This window comes from Streptomyces sp. BV286, from assembly GCF_019090165.1.
In the GTDB taxonomy this organism is placed as follows: Bacteria; Actinomycetota; Actinomycetes; order Streptomycetales; family Streptomycetaceae; genus Streptomyces.
The window spans coordinates 1-14,546 of sequence record NZ_JAHRIB010000114.1; the positions used below are offsets into that span (position 1 = coordinate 1).

At 72.4% G+C, this 14,546-nt stretch carries 13 protein-coding genes; 3 read left to right on the plus strand and 10 right to left on the minus strand.

Translation table 11 applies throughout. From position 1 onward, the window contains the following. The 4 genes from KUF83_RS15905 to KUF83_RS15920 form a co-directional block, all read right to left on the minus strand. On the minus strand, positions 1–659 hold a 659-nt coding region (locus KUF83_RS15905), incomplete at its 3' end, for a biotin/lipoyl-containing protein (protein ID WP_302828518.1). 67 nt (positions 660–726) lie between these two features. Continuing rightward, the gene (gene lpdA / locus KUF83_RS15910) at positions 727–2,115 is read right to left on the minus strand and encodes a dihydrolipoyl dehydrogenase (RefSeq protein ID WP_217455337.1); all 1,389 of its coding nucleotides are present in this window, start codon (positions 2,113–2,115) and stop codon (positions 727–729) included. 300 nt (positions 2,116–2,415) lie between these two features. Next, a complete protein-coding gene (locus KUF83_RS15915; protein WP_217455338.1) occupies positions 2,416–3,957 on the minus strand; it encodes a leucyl aminopeptidase in 1,542 nt (513 codons plus the stop codon). A gap of 376 nt (positions 3,958–4,333) precedes the next feature. Continuing rightward, complete coding sequence (locus tag KUF83_RS15920) at positions 4,334–5,149, minus strand: adenosylcobinamide-GDP ribazoletransferase (RefSeq protein ID WP_217455339.1); 816 nt, start codon at positions 5,147–5,149, stop codon at positions 4,334–4,336. 60 nt (positions 5,150–5,209) lie between these two features. On the opposite strand from KUF83_RS15920, the gene KUF83_RS15925 reads away from it, so the two are divergent. After that, on the plus strand, positions 5,210–5,977 hold the full coding sequence (locus KUF83_RS15925; protein ID WP_217455340.1) for a hypothetical protein: 768 nt from the start codon (positions 5,210–5,212) through the stop codon (positions 5,975–5,977). On the opposite strand, the gene KUF83_RS15930 is transcribed toward KUF83_RS15925, so the two are convergent. The 3 genes from KUF83_RS15930 to cobT all read right to left on the minus strand — a co-directional run bounded on the left by KUF83_RS15930 (position 5,914) and on the right by cobT (position 9,788). Then, on the minus strand, positions 5,914–6,615 hold the full coding sequence (locus KUF83_RS15930) for a hypothetical protein (RefSeq protein ID WP_217455341.1): 702 nt from the start codon (positions 6,613–6,615) through the stop codon (positions 5,914–5,916). The two genes, KUF83_RS15925 and KUF83_RS15930, sit on opposite strands and share 64 nt — an antisense overlap. A gap of 105 nt (positions 6,616–6,720) precedes the next feature. Further along, a complete protein-coding gene (locus KUF83_RS15935; RefSeq protein ID WP_217455342.1) occupies positions 6,721–8,460 on the minus strand; it encodes a phosphatidylglycerol lysyltransferase domain-containing protein in 1,740 nt (579 codons plus the stop codon). 131 nt (positions 8,461–8,591) lie between these two features. Next, complete coding sequence (gene cobT / locus KUF83_RS15940; protein ID WP_217455343.1) at positions 8,592–9,788, minus strand: nicotinate-nucleotide--dimethylbenzimidazole phosphoribosyltransferase; 1,197 nt, start codon at positions 9,786–9,788, stop codon at positions 8,592–8,594. A gap of 199 nt (positions 9,789–9,987) precedes the next feature. Here cobT and KUF83_RS15945 point away from each other — a divergent pair, with 199 nt between their 5' ends. Then, entirely contained in the window at positions 9,988–11,169 is a 1,182-nt protein-coding gene (locus KUF83_RS15945; protein WP_217455344.1) for a class I SAM-dependent methyltransferase, read from the plus strand. Here KUF83_RS15945 and KUF83_RS15950 read toward each other — a convergent pair. Further along, positions 11,153–12,352: a bifunctional adenosylcobinamide kinase/adenosylcobinamide-phosphate guanylyltransferase gene (locus KUF83_RS15950; protein ID WP_217455345.1), complete on the minus strand. Its 1,200-nt coding sequence runs from the start codon at positions 12,350–12,352 to the stop codon at positions 11,153–11,155. The genes KUF83_RS15945 and KUF83_RS15950 overlap by 17 nt on opposite strands. A gap of 216 nt (positions 12,353–12,568) precedes the next feature. On the opposite strand from KUF83_RS15950, the gene KUF83_RS15955 reads away from it, so the two are divergent. After that, a complete protein-coding gene (locus KUF83_RS15955) occupies positions 12,569–12,781 on the plus strand; it encodes a hypothetical protein (protein ID WP_217455346.1) in 213 nt (70 codons plus the stop codon). 154 nt (positions 12,782–12,935) lie between these two features. On the opposite strand, the gene KUF83_RS15960 is transcribed toward KUF83_RS15955, so the two are convergent. Continuing rightward, a complete protein-coding gene (locus KUF83_RS15960) occupies positions 12,936–13,637 on the minus strand; it encodes a bifunctional 2-polyprenyl-6-hydroxyphenol methylase/3-demethylubiquinol 3-O-methyltransferase UbiG (RefSeq protein ID WP_217455347.1) in 702 nt (233 codons plus the stop codon). A gap of 83 nt (positions 13,638–13,720) precedes the next feature. Then, entirely contained in the window at positions 13,721–14,344 is a 624-nt protein-coding gene (locus KUF83_RS15965) for a DUF3043 domain-containing protein (RefSeq protein WP_217455348.1), read from the minus strand. Positions 14,345–14,546 lie beyond the last annotated feature (202 nt).

The window sequence follows — 14,546 nt, forward strand, 5'->3', positions numbered from 1 at the left end:
GGAGCGGACGCCGCGGCCGGAGCCGCGCCCGGGGCACCGATGACGGCGAGCTTCGCGCCGACCTCGGCGGTCTCGTCCTCGCCGACCACGATCTCCAGCAGCACGCCGGCGGCGGGCGACGGGATCTCGGTGTCGACCTTGTCCGTGGAGACCTCGAGCAGCGGCTCGTCCTCCGCGACCTCCTCGCCGACCTCCTTCAGCCAGCGGGTGACGGTGCCCTCGGTGACGGACTCGCCGAGCGCGGGCAGGACGACGTCCGTGCCCTCGGCGGAACCGCCGCCGGAGGCGGCCTCGGCGGTCGGGGCCGGCGCCGGAGCGGCGGCCTCGGTGGACGGGGTGGCCTGCGGGGCAGGCTCCGGAGCGGGCTCCGAGGCGGGAGCGGGCTCGGCGGCCGGAGCGGACTCGGCAGCGGGCGCACCCGAGCCGTCGTCGATGACGGCCAGCTCGGCGCCGACCTCGACGGTCTCGTCCTCGGCGACCTTGATGGAGGCGAGCACACCGGCGGCAGGGGAGGGGATCTCGGTGTCGACCTTGTCGGTCGACACCTCGAGCAGCGGCTCGTCGGCCTCTACACGCTCGCCCTCGGCCTTCAGCCAGCGGGTGACAGTGCCCTCGGTGACGCTCTCGCCGAGCGCCGGAAGGGTTACGGAAACCGCCATGGTTTCGGTTGCTCCTTACGAATTGCGGAAGTCTGGGTCGTCGCGTCGTGTGGTGACCGAGGGTCGGTCAGTCGTGCGAGTGCAGCGGCTTGCCGGCGAGCGCGAGGTGGGCCTCGCCCATCGCCTCGTTCTGCGTCGGGTGGGCGTGGATGAGCTGCGCCACCTCGGCGGGCAGCGCCTCCCAGTTGTAGATCAGCTGGGCTTCGCCGACCTGCTCGCCCATGCGGTCGCCGACCATGTGGACGCCGACCACGGCACCGTCCTTGACCTGGACGAGCTTGATCTCACCCGCGGTCTTGAGGATCTTGCTCTTGCCGTTGCCCGCGAGGTTGTACTTCAGAGCGACGACCTTGTCCGCACCGTAGATCTCCTTGGCCTTGGCCTCGGTGATACCGACGGAGGCGACCTCGGGGTGGCAGTACGTCACCCGCGGCACGCCGTCGTAGTCGATCGGAACGGTCTTGAGACCGGCGAGACGCTCCGCCACCAGGATGCCCTCGGCGAAGCCGACGTGCGCGAGCTGGAGCGTCGGGACCAGGTCACCGACGGCCGAGACGGTCGGCACGTTCGTGCGCATGTACTCGTCGACCAGGACGTAGCCGCGGTCCGTCGCGACGCCCTGCTCCTCGTAGCCGAGACCGGCGGAGACCGGGCCGCGGCCGATGGCGACCAGGAGGATCTCGGCCTCGAAGGTCTTGCCGTCGGCGAGGGTCACGCGGACGCCGTCCTGCGTGTACTCGGCCTTCTCGAAGAACGTGCCGAGGTTGAACTTGATGCCGCGCTTGCGGAACGCGCGCTCAAGAAGCTTGGAGCTGTTCTCGTCCTCGACCGGGACGAGGTGCTTGAGACCCTCGATGACCGTGACGTCGGTGCCGAAGGACTTCCACGCCGAGGCGAACTCGACGCCGATGACGCCGCCGCCCAGCACGATCGCGGACTGCGGGACGCGGTCCAGCGTCAGCGCGTGGTCCGAGGAGATGATGCGGTTGCCGTCGATGTCCAGGCCCGGCAGCGACTTCGGCACGGAGCCGGTCGCCAGGAGCACGTGGCGGCCCTCGACGCGCTTGCCGCCGACGTCCACGGAGGTGGGGGACGACAGGCGGCCCTCACCCTCGATGTACGTCACCTTGCGCGAGGCCACCAGGCCCTGCAGGCCCTTGTAGAGGCCGCTGATCACGTCGTCCTTGTACTTGTGGACGGCGGCGATGTCGATGCCCTCGAAGGTGGCCTTGACGCCGAACTGCTCGCTCTCGCGTGCCTGGTCGGCGATCTCGCCCGCGTGCAGCAGGGCCTTGGTGGGAATGCAGCCGTTGTGCAGGCAGGTGCCGCCGAGCTTGTTCTTCTCGATCAGGGCGACGTCCAGGCCCAGCTGCGCTCCGCGCAGGGCCGCGGCGTAGCCTCCGCTACCACCGCCGAGGATCACTAGGTCGAAAACGGTGCTGGCGTCGTTCGCCACGTCACGTCCTCCATGCATGTGCGCCTACGCCGGTCTGCGTCGACCGGGCGGCGGCTGGTGTCCGGCCGCTCTTTCTTCGGCCCTGAGGTGGGCCCTGTCCTGCCGAGAACCCATCTTCGCACTTGTCGGCGACAGGCGGGACGCCGGGCCGGGCAGTGAGACGTCTGATCGATCACACGGCAGTGCGTACACAGGGGCCCCGCACCCCCGCGCCCCTTCGAGGGGCGCGGGGAACTGCGATCAGCCACACCCGGCCCGCACCCGTCGCAGGACGGTCCGAGCCGGGTCATGGGGCGGGCGTCAGCCCAGATCCCCCGCGGCGGTCAACTCGGCGAGCCGCACCAGCGTGCGTACGGCCGACCCCGTCCCACCCTTGGGGGTGTACCCGAAGGGCCCCTGCTCGTTGAACGCGGGCCCCGCGATGTCGAGGTGCGCCCAGGTGATGCCCTCGCCCACGAACTCCTTCAGGAAGAGGCCGGCGACGAGGCCGCCCCCGTACCGCTCGCCCATGTTGGCGATGTCGGCGGTGGGGGAGTCCATGCCCTTCTTCAGGTGCTCCGGCAGGGGCATCGGCCACGCGGCCTCGCCGACCTCCTCGGCGGCCTCGTGCACCGCTGAGCGGAACGCGTCGTCGTTCGCCATGATCCCGAACGTGCGGTTGCCGAGCGCCAGCATCATCGCGCCGGTCAGCGTCGCCACGTCGACGATCGCGTCGGGCTTCTCCTCGGACGCCTTGGCGAGCGCGTCGGCGAGGACGAGCCGGCCCTCGGCGTCGGTGTTGAGGACCTCGACGGTCTTGCCGCTGTACATGTGCAGCACGTCGCCCGGGCGGGTGGCGGAGCCCGACGGCATGTTCTCGGCCAGCGCGAGCCAGCCGGTCACGTTGACCTCGAGGCCGAGGCGGGAGGCGGCGACGACCGCGGAGAACACGGCGGCGGCGCCGCTCATGTCGCACTTCATCGTCTCGTTGTGCCCGGCGGGCTTGAGCGAGATGCCGCCCGAGTCGTAGGTGATGCCCTTGCCGACGAAGGCGAGGTGCTTCTTCGCCCTGGACGACGTGTACGACAGCTTCACGAGGCGGGGCGCGGACGCGGAACCGGCGCCGACGCCGAGGATGCCGCCGTACCCGCCCTTGGCGAGGGCCTTCTCGTCGAGCACCTGCACCTTGATGCCGTGCTCCTTGGCCGCGGCCTGGGCGACGGCCGCGAAGGCCTCGGGGTTCAGGTCGTTCGGCGGGGTGTTGATGAGGTCGCGGGCGCGGTTCAGCTCCTCGGACACGGCGGTGGCGCGCTCGACGGCCGCCTTGAACGCCTTGTCACGGGGCTTGCCGCCGAGCAGCGCGGCCTCGGCGAGCGGGGCCTTGCCCTTCTTGGCGCCGTTGCCGTCCTTGCCGGTCTCCTTGTACGCGTCGAAGGAGTACGCGCCGAGCAGCACGCCCTCGCCGATGGAGCCGACGTCGGCGGCGTCCGTGACCGGCAGGGCGAACGCGGCCTTCTTGGTGCCGGCCAGGGCGCGGGCGGCGACGCCGGCCGCGCGGCGCAGCGTCTCCGCGGAGAAGGAGTCGTCCTTCTCGGGGAGGGCACCGAGACCGACCGCCAGCACGAGCGGCGCCTTGAAGCCGGACGGCGCGGGCAGCTTGGTCACCTCGCCCTCGCCGCCCGAGGCGCCGAGGGTCTCCAGAACGCCGGCGAGCCTGCCGTCGTACGCCTTGTCCACGGCCTCGGCGCCCGGCGCGACAACCAGGCCACCGGACTTGGATCCAGTGCCCTTGGCGACACCGACGACGATCGCGTCGGCTCGCAGGCCGGGCGCCGCGGCGGTGCTGAGAGTGAGAGCAGTCACGGTGGTGAAATCTCGCTTCCATTGAGTTGCTGTGGCCGGCGGGGGTGAGCTCGGCCGGGGCGTTTGGAGTCCCGGGCACGAGCCTACGCGCGGTGGCGCGTTTCGCTCATTCCAGCGGGTGTTCATCCCTGAGTGAGGACCTGGCCACTTCTCGCCCGTCCCCGCTGTGTCCCGGAACACACGCCTTCCGTTCGCGCTGAGCGACCCTCATTCCGCTTCGCGCTTTCCGGGCGGTCCGCTCCGGACTCCCGGCGTACGCCGCGCACTTGTCGAGGCCTTCGCGCGCGGCCGCCGCCGGAATCACCGGAAGAACACGAACAACCCGAACCGCTCCGCGCCACACACCACGCACCACTCAGCACTCAGCACTCACCACTCACGAGAGAGTGAGGACCACCAGCGCCGCGGTGGCGGCGGTTTCGGCCAGGCCGCCGAAGACATCACCGGTGATCCCGCCGAACCTGCGGACGCAATGCCGCAGCAGCAACTCGGCGCAACCGCACGCCACGAGCACGGCCAGCACGCCGAGGACGAGACCGCGGGCTCCGAGGAACGCCCCCGTGCCCGCCGCTACGAGAGCGGTGACCCCGCCCGCGACGAGCAGCGCCGCCCGGGGGGAGACAGCGCCCGCGACCGCCGCCCCCAGCCCCTCGGGCCGCGCCGCCGGGACCCCGGCCCGGGCGGCCAGCGTGAGCGCGAGCCGGGCGACGGTCGCGGACACGACGGCCGCGAGGGCGCCCCGGACCCACGAGGACCCGTACGCCTCGGCGAGCGCCGCCACCTGGGCGAACAGCACGAACACGAGGGTGATGACGCCGAACGGCCCGATGTCCGACTGCTTCATGACGCGCAGCGCCTCCTCGGCGGGCCTGCCGCTGCCGAGGCCGTCGGCGGTGTCGGCGAGACCGTCGAGGTGGAGGCCGCGGGTGAGGACGGCGGGTATGGCGGCGGTGGCCACGGCCGCCGTCAGCGGACCCGCCCCGACCAGCAGCAGGAACAGGCCGCTCGCGGCGGCGAGGACACCCACGGCCAGCCCGGCGACGGGCGCGCTCAGCATCCCGGTGCGCGCGGCCTCGCGGTCCCAGCGGGACACCTTCACGGGAAACACGGTGAGGGTGCCGAAGGCGAAGCGCAGCCCGGCGGTCCAGGGCGTCTCGGAGGCCTCGGGGGTCCCGGGCGGGGGCGTGGACACCGGCGCAGGTTACCCGGCGGGCCGGAAGCCCCTCACGGCAGCCGTGGTTAAAGTGCGCATATGGGGCATTGGTGGACACGGAACATCATCGAACCGGGAAAGCTGCCGCTGCTGCTGGCGCTCACTTCCTTCGTGCTGACCTTTGTGATCACCCGGATCGTGGTCCGGATGATCCGGGCGGGCAAGGGCCCCTTCGGCAACGTCGAGGCCGGCGGCGTCCACATCCACCACGTCGTCCCCGGGGTCGTCCTGACCGTGATCGGCGGTTTCGGCGCGGTGGGCAGCGACCGGCACGGGTTCGGTTCGGCCGCGTTCGCCGTGGTGTTCGGGATCGGCGCGGGTCTGGTGCTCGACGAGTTCGCGCTGATCCTGCATCTCGACGACGTGTACTGGAGCGAGGAGGGCCGCAAGAGCGTCGAGGTCGTGGTCGTCACGGCGGCCCTGGTCGGCCTGATGCTCAGCGGCTTCCTGCCGTTCGGCGTCAATGACCTCACCGAGGACGAACTGCAGGACCGCGCGGGCGTGATCGTGAGCATCGCGATCAACTTCCTCGTCGCGCTGCTGGCCCTGAGCAAGGGCAAGGCGCGCATGGCGATCTTCGGCGTGGTCGTCCCGCCTGTCGCCCTGGTCGGCGTGATCCGTCTGGCCCGTCCCACCTCCCCGTGGGCCAGGCGCTTCTACCGCCGGCGGCCGCGCGCCAGAGCCAAGGCGCGGCTGCGGGCCTACCACCACGACCGCCGGTGGGCGGGGCCCCGGCGCAGGTTTCAGGACCTGATCGGCGGCAAGCCCGACCCGGAACCCGTCCGCTCCCTGCCGGAACGCCGCTGACGGAACGCGGAGACCGCGCACACCACCAGTACGGCGGCGATCGCGGCCAGGTGCTCCTTGCCGGCCAGGTTCTCTTTGACCAGCACCTCGACGATCATGGCCACGACGACGGCGCCCGCGGTGCGGTACGCGCGATACCGCCACCCGAGGAAGACGGCGAGCCCGACCACGGCCGCCGACGGCCCGGTGTCCACGACCAGCGCGTCCGAGGCCGGCAGCCCCAACGGGCCGTGGGGGCCCAAAGCGATGCCCACGCGCGCGTAGAGGGTCCCGGCCAGCGTGGCGACGTACGCGACGGTCAGCGTCCGCCACCGGCCCAGGCAGATCTCGGCGATCCCGAACACGACAAGGATCTGTGCGAGCGCGCCCCACACGGGCAGATCGAGGGCCGGTACGAAGACGGAGAGCGGGGTGCGCAGGAGGGCCGGGCCCAGCGGGTCCTCGGCGCGGACGGCACCGATGTCCTGGACGAACCGGTAGCCCCAGGACTGGTTCTGCGCGTACTGCAGGAGCGCCGTCAGGCACACCGCGCCGACGGTCATGGGTATCGCGCGCCATCGTCTCGCGGCGAGGCCCGCGCGCACGGCCGCATGCAGCGGACCCCACTCGGCGCGGGCGGCGCGGCCGAGGAGGTTCACCGGCGCGCACCGCCCCGTCCGTACGCGGTCATCGGCGCGGGACCGCCGCTCCGTGCGTCCTCATCCGTGCGTCCTCATCATCCGTTGGTCCTCATCCGCGGGTACTCATCTGTGCGACTCCAGGTGCTTGCGGTGCAGCCACTTCGGCAGGCCAGGCGCCTCCAGGAAGCCTTCCGCGCGGGCGGCGGCGAGGCCGATGCGCGGCAGGTCGGCGCTCTTCTCGAAGAGCAGGAACCGCGGTTCCCAGATGGGCCGGTACTTGGCGTTGGCGCGGTACAGCGACTCGATCTGCCACCAGCGGGAGAAGAAGCTGAGCAGCGAGCGCCACAGCCGCAGCACCGGCCCCGCGCCGAGGCGCGCGCCACGTTCGAAGACGGAACGGAACATGGCGAAGTTGAGCGAGACCTGAGTGATCCCGATCTCGGGGGCCTGCTGGAGGAGCTCGATGACCATGAACTCCATCAGTCCGTTCTCGGAGTCCCGGTCCCGCCGCATGAGGTCGAGGGAGAGCCCGTGCGGCCCCCAGGGCACGAAGGACAGCACCGCCCGCAGCTCGCCCTCCCCGTTCTCGCCGCCGCCGTCCCGGCATTCGAGCATCACGCACCGGCCGTCACCGGGGTCCCCGAGCCGCCCCAGCGCCATGCTGAAGCCCCGCTCGGTCGCGCCGTCCCGCCAGTCGTCGGCGCGCTTGAGGAGGTACGCCATCTCGTCGGCCGGGATGTCCTCGTGCCGCCGGACGCGCACCTGGTAGCCCGCGCGCCGCACACGGTTGTAGGCCTGGCGGACGGTCCGCATGGCCCGCCCGTCGAGGGTGAACTCCGCGGTCTCGACGATCGCCTCGTCCCCGAGTTCGAGCGCGTCCAGCCCGTGCCGGGCGTAGACGGTCCCGGCCTCCTCGCCCGCGCCCATGACCGCCGGGATCCAGCCGTGCGCGCGGGCCTCGGCGAGCCAGGGGTCGATGGCTCCGGGCCATGCCTCGGGATCGCCGATGGGATCGCCGGAGGCCAGCGAGACACCGCCGACGACCCGGTAGACGACGGCGGCCTTGCCGGTGGGCGACCACACCACGCTCTTCTCGCGGCGCAGCGCGAAGTAGCCGAGGGAGTCCCGGTCGCCGTTGCGGTCGAGCAGCGCCCGCAGCCGCTCCTCGTCGTCCTCGGTGAGCGGGTCGACGGCGCGGCGGGAGCGGAAGGCCGCGTAGAAGACGGCGAGGACGAGCAGGGTGCTCAGCACGTTGATCGCGACGTTCACCCAGTTGGGAGTGGTGATCCCGGGGAAGCGGGAGTCGTCGGCGGCGACCGAGATCAGCCGCAGGGTGCCGTAGCGCCAGCGGTCGGTGAAGGTCGAGAGGTGCGCGTCGTGGGCGTGGTTCGTGACGGTCACCAGCAGCGCGGCCAGCAGGGAGCAGAGCAGGAGCCCGCCGACGCCCACGGCCGCCGCGAGCCTGGGGTTCGAGCGGTCGCCCTTCGCGTAGAACTCGCGTCGGCCGACGACGAGGGACGCCACGAACGCCGCCGTCAGGACGAGGGAGATCCAGTTCTGCGGGTACCGGCGGATCTCCGGGAAGACCATCGCGAAGGCGAACAGCAGCAGGAAGAGCCCTGCGAGCACCAGGTTGAGGATCCAGGCCGCTCGTTTGCGCCGGCGCATGGTGATCGCCAGGAACATCGTGAACACGCCCGACGCGAAGCCCGCGGTCAGCAGGTACGGAGTGAAGTAGTTCTCCGTGTTGTGGCGGCGCACGTCCTGGCCGAGGGAGACCCAGACGGCGCTGAGGAAGTTGAGGAACGAGACGACGCGGAGGTACCAGACGGCGAACGCGGCGGCGATTCGGGCTCTTCCCATGAAAATGGATCATATGGGGCAGAGGGCGGCAAGGGCGGATTCCAGCGACCAGGTCCCGCGCCCGTCAGGGGCGCGGGGAACTGCGCGACCAGCCCCCACGCACCCGAACGCGACGAACCCCGCTCAAGCGGCTATACGCCCCTCGGGGCCTCCGGGGCCTCCGGGGCCTCCGGGGCCTCCGGGGCCTCCGGGGCCTCCGGGGCCTCCGGGGCCTCCGGGGCCTCCGGGGCCTCCGGGGCTTCGGAGGGCGCTTCGGCGGCTTCCGGAGCCACCTCCGGCACCTCCGGCACCTCAGGAAGCTCCGCGGCCAGCGCCGCCGCGGCCTGCACCAGAGGCAGCGCGAGCAACGCCCCCGCCCCTTCCCCGACCGTCACCCCGTGATCCAGCAGCGGTTCGAGCGCCATCCGGTCGAACGCCTTGGCCTGCGCGGGCTCGCCACTGCTCTGGCCGGCCAGCCACCAGTCCGGCGCGCGGAAGGCGACCCGCTGCCCGACCAGCGCACACGCCGCGGAGACGACTCCGTCGAGGATCACCGGCGTCTTCCGTGCCGCGCTCTGCAGCAGGAAACCGGTGATCGCGGCGAGGTCCGCGCCGCCGACCGTCGCGAGCAGCTGCAGCTGGTCCCCGAGAACGGGCCGGGCCCGGCGCAGCGCGTCACGGATCGCCGCGCACTTGCGCATCCAGGCGAGGTCGTCGATGGCCCGCCCTCCGCGCCCGGTGACGACCGACGCGTCGGTCCCGCACAGCGCCGCCACCAGCACGGCCGCGGCGGTCGTCCCGCCGACGCTCACGTCTCCGAGCACCACGAGGTCGGTCCCGGAGTCCGCCTCCTCGTCCGCGACGGCGACCCCCGCCCGGAACGCGGCCTCCGCCTCCTCCAGGGAGAGCGCGTCCTCCACGTCGATCCGCCCGGACCCGCGCCGCACCCGGTGCCGTACGACCTCGTCGGGCAGGGTGCCGGGCTCGCAGTCGAGCGCCATGTCCACCACGCGCACCGGCACCCCGAGGCGCCGGGCCAGTACGGACACGGGGCTCGCGCCGTCGAGCACGGAGCGCACCAGTTCGTCCGCGCTCCCGGCGGGCCGCGCCGACACCCCAAGGCCGGCAATCCCGTGATCGCCCGCGAACAGCACCACGCGCGGACGCTCGACCGCCCGGACCGGCACCGCCCCCTGTGCCGCCGCCAGCCACTCACCGAGTTCGTCGAGGCGGCCCAGTGACCCGGGCGGCACGACCTGGCGCTCCCGGCGCGCCTCGGCGTCACGGCGGACGCCGCCGTCCGGGCGCTCGATCAGATCGGTGAAGTCGTCGAGATTCAGCGGGCTCATTCGCCGAACAGTACCGGCAGTGATCGGACCGGGATCCTGACGGGCGGTCAGTGGGATTCGCGGGGTCGTTGCATCGAAGATCGCGATCCCATACGTTCCGGTTTGCAGTGGATTGTCATACCGGTTTGTATCAGCTGGTAACAGCACATATCAGCCTCTACAGGGTCTTACCCGTCGGACCGGCAGGAGCAGACAGACCATGCCCCCCACACCCCCCACGCCCGTCACACCCCCCGCACGGCCGACCGTCGCCCAGCGCCGTGCCGTGTACCTCGGCGAACTCGCCCAGGGCACCGACCGCTTCCACGAACCGCGCAGGCCCGACTGCCCCTGGTGCGGCTCGCGGCGGCTGCGCACCCGGCTGCGGACCCCCGACCTGCTCCAGCACAAGCCCGGCACGTTCGTCGTCGACGAGTGCGAGGACTGCGCCCACGCGTTCCAGAACCCCCGCCTCACCGCGGAGGGCCTCGCCTTCTACTACCGGGACTTCTACGAGAACCACGAGAGCCGGGAGGACGGCGAGGAGCACGAGAGCTTCGCCGAGCGGATCCTGCGCGCCCGCGCCGGCCGCAGACGCCACGAGGCCGCGGCCCGCGCGATGCTCCCGTTCCCGGAGCCCGAGAGCTGGCTGGACGTCGGCACCGGCCACGGCCACTTCCCGGCGGCGGCCAAGGAGTTGTACACGTACACGGCCTTCGACGGGCTCGACCCCACCGCGCGCGTCGAGAAGGCCCGGGCCGCGGGCCGGGTCGAGGAGGCGCACCGCGGCCTGCTGCCCGACCTCGTCGAGCGGCTGCGGGCCCGCTACGACGTGGTCAGCATGTTCCACCACCTGGAGCACAGCCCCGACCCGCGCGTGGAACTGCGCGCCGCGCTCGCCGTGCTGCGCCCCGGCGGGCATCTCCTCGTCGAAGTCCCCGACCCCGACTGCGCGTTCGGCGCGCTGCTGGGCAAGTGGTGGGTGTCGTACTGCCAGCCGCAGCATCTCCACCTCATGCCGCTGCGCAACCTGCTGGACGAACTGGACGAACTGGGCTGCACGGTCGTCTCCACCGACCGCCGCGAACCGCACGTCCCCTACGACCTGACCGGCGCCCTGGCCCTCGCGATCGGCAACCGGCTGCCGGGCGGGGACGAGCCCTGGCGGCCCACGCCGCCCACCGACCTCCAGCGCACCCTGCGGACGGCGCTCACCCGGGCCACCACCCCGCTGCTCGCCTCCGCCCTCGTGCTGGACCACGCCCTGGCCCCGCTCCTGCGCCGCACACGCTTCTCGAACGCGTACCGGATCATCGCCCGCAAGAACGCGCGCGAGCCGTCCCTCCGGTCCGCGCCCCACCCGGAGCGCGGACCTGGCGAGCCCTTCAGCTCTTCAGCGTGAGCGCCTGTCCCGCCACCACCAGCAGCACGTGCTCGCACTCGGTCGCGAACGCCGTGTTGAGGCGGCCCAGTTCGTCGCGGTAACGACGGCCGGAAGGAGTGGCGGGGACGATGCCGGAACCGACCTCGTTGGAGACGGCGACCACCGTGCGGCGGGTCTCACGGACGGCGGCCGTCAGTTCCTCGACACGCGCCCGCAGCGCGCGCTCGCCGCCGCCCGCCCACTCGTCGTCGTCCCACGCGCCCGCCGAGTCCATGGCGTCCGTCAGCCACAGGGACAGACAGTCGATGAGCACCGGCGGCCCGTCCTCCTTCAGGACCGGCACGAGGTCACAGGTCTCGGTGGTACGCCAGGAGCCGGGACGCCGCTCGCGGTGCGCGTGCACCCGGGCCGCCCACTCCCCGTCCCCGTTGCGCGCGCCGCCCGTCGCCACGTACAGCACGTCCGGGAAGGCCTCCAGCCGTCGCTCCGCCTCCACCGACTTCCCGGAGCGCGCCCCGCCGAGCACCAGGGTCCGGCGCGGCACGTCGGGCACGTCCTCGTACACCCCCACGGTCAGCGTCGTGCCGTCCGGCACGGCCCGTGCCCCCGCGGCCGCGAGCCGCCGCCCCAGCTCACGGCCCGGCGGCACGTCGTGGTCGAGGTGCACCGCGATCACGTCCGTGGCGGGCCCGACGGCTCCGACCAGTCTCAGCCGGGCCAGCGCGTCCGGCCGCCCGACGACGTCCCCGACCACCATGTCGTACATGCCGGCCGTCTCGTCCAGGCCCGCCGGGGCCGCGCCCGGCGGCAGGTAGAGCAGCCGCTGCCCGTCCGGGCCCGTGACCGCGTACCCGGTGCCCGGGGCGTCCATCGGCAGCGCCCGCACCCGATGCCCCGTCAGCAGGGTGAGCTCGCGCCCGTCCGGCACCCGCCCCGGCTGCGGCAGCCCCGCCGGCACCTCCACGGCGGGCCCGTCATGGGGGTGCGACAACAGGACCTGTCGCACCCCGCTCAGCGAGTGCCCGGCCCGGGCCGCCGCGAAGGCCGCCCCGGGCGTCAGATCCAGCAACAACGTCCCGTCCACCAGCAGGGCGGCGGCCGCCCGGGCGCCCTCACCGAGCGCCACCGCGCAGACGGCGCACGAACAGTCGGGCCTGGGCAGCCCCATGGGCCCGCCGGTACCAAGCAGAGTCACTTCCACGGAGCCGATTTTTCCGTGTCGGCGCGGCTCGTGCCCGTCAGGGGTGCACAATGGCGCGCTTCTTCCGGGCCGCGGGACGTCGCGCGAGCGGTCCCCGTCCGCCCGGCACCGGCACCCCACAGTTCTCGACCTGCACCTTTGAACACCGGACGACCGGCGCAGCCCCTAGGCTGGCGCCAGGAGCCCGATCTTGCTCGGTACTTTTGGGAGGCTGACATGGCGGCATGGACGTGGCGGTTCGAGAAGGCAGATGGGACAGAGGTCCAGCCCGCGGTCCAGCCCGAGGAGTTCACCACCCAGGGCGACGCGGAGTCCTGGCTCGGCGAGCACTGGAAGGAGCTGGCCGAAGGGGGAGCGGACCAGGTCCGCATTTTCGAGGACGCCACGGAGGTCTACGGCCCGATGAGCCTGCACGCCGAGGCTTCCTAGGCTCGTAGCCCGTTCGGGTGAGAGGCCGCGACCGTGCGAACGGCCGCGGCCTCTCCGCCGCCCGGCCGTGCGACCCGTCGGTCACGGGCCACGCCGTCGTCCTCGGTTCCTTCGGCGGCCCGTCGGCCACGGCCCGCCCCGGGCGGAGGGGTCGTCAGCCGCGGACGCCGCAGAGGTGCAGCAGCGCTGCCACGCGGCGGTAGGGATCCGTCCGTCCGGCCCGCTCCTCGGCGGCCAGCAGGACGTCCACGTCGTCCGGCACCACCGCGTCGTCGGCGGCCGTGTCCGTGAAGACCCGCACCCCGTACCAGGCGTGCAGTGGCGCCCCGATCCCGGCCAGGGTGCCGGTGAGGGTGTCCAGCCCGTCGGCCCGTACGTCGAGCCCGAGCCGGTTCGTGTACGAGCCGGTGTCGAAGGAGGCCAGCGCGCCCGCCCAGTCGCCGGCCAGCCCCGGCCGCATGGCCAGCGCGTCGGCGTTCCGCACGAGGAGGGACAGGAGTCCGCCGGGGGCCAGCATCCGCGCGAGCCCCGCCAGCAGCGGGTCGGGCTCCTCGACGTACATGAGTACGCCGTGGCACAGCACCACGTCGAAGCTGCCCGGCAGGAAGTGGACCCCGGTGTCCCGCCCGTCGCTCTCGACGAGCCGCACCCGGCCGCGGATGCCCTCCGGCTCGCAGGCGAGGGCGTCGCGGGCCACCGCGATCATCGTGGAGTCCTGCTCGACCCCGGTCACCTGGTGGCCGGCCCGGGCCAGCCGCAGCGCCTGCGTGCCCTGGCCCATGCCCACGTCGAGCACGCGCAGCCGCTGCCCCACGGGGAACCGCCCGGCTATCTGCTCGTCGAGCTGCCGGGCCACCAGCTCCTGCCGTACGACATCACGCAGGCCGCCCAGCTTGCTCAGCCAGGCATCCGCCGCGCCCCCCGCGAAAGATGCCGCGCTCAGGGCCGCTCTCCACGCTTGACCTGCGGCTTCGGCAGCCTGAGGCGGCGCATCTGGAGGCTGCGCATCAGCGCGTAGGCGACCGCGCCACGCTTCGCCTCGTCGGGGAAGCGCGTGTTCAGCTGCTTCTTCAGGCGGATCGCGATACCGACCGAGTCGACCACGATCAGCACGATCACGAAGAGCCACAGCAGCAGCGCCACGTTCTGCAGCTGCGGGATGCGGACCATGCTCAGAACGAGGATGACCACGGCGAGCGGCAGGAAGAACTCGGCGATGCAGAACCGCGAGTCGACGAAGTCCCGCGCGAGCTTGCGCACGGGGCCCTTGTCACGGGCGGGCAGATAGCGCTCGTCGCCGCTGGCCAGCGCCTGGCGCTGCTTCTCCATGTGGGCACGGCGATCATCACGCTGTCGCTTGGCGGCCTCCTTGCGCGTCGTGGGCGTATTGGCCACGCTGCGCCGCTGGGACTGGGCCTCACTGCGCTTGGGCGTGGGCCGACCCTTGGGGGCCTGCGGGTCACGGGTCTGAGTGGAGTCGGTCAGCGCCTTGTCGGCGGGGGCCTTCTCATCCTTGGCACGGCTACGGAACACAAAACCCAAGGGTAATGGGTACGGAGGCATGGACGTCAGTCCTGTGGGGAACGATCCGGCAACACCGGTCGTCTCCAGGGGGACAGAGCGGTCCGAAAAGGGGTGGTGGTGTGAGGTTCTCCCAGCCGGCCCCCGCACGAACCCCGGGGGTCACCTACTCCCTACGCCGGAGCGGGATCGTCAGCAGTCGTCCTTGGGGATGAGCGCATCCGTCCCCGAACAGTGCGGTAAT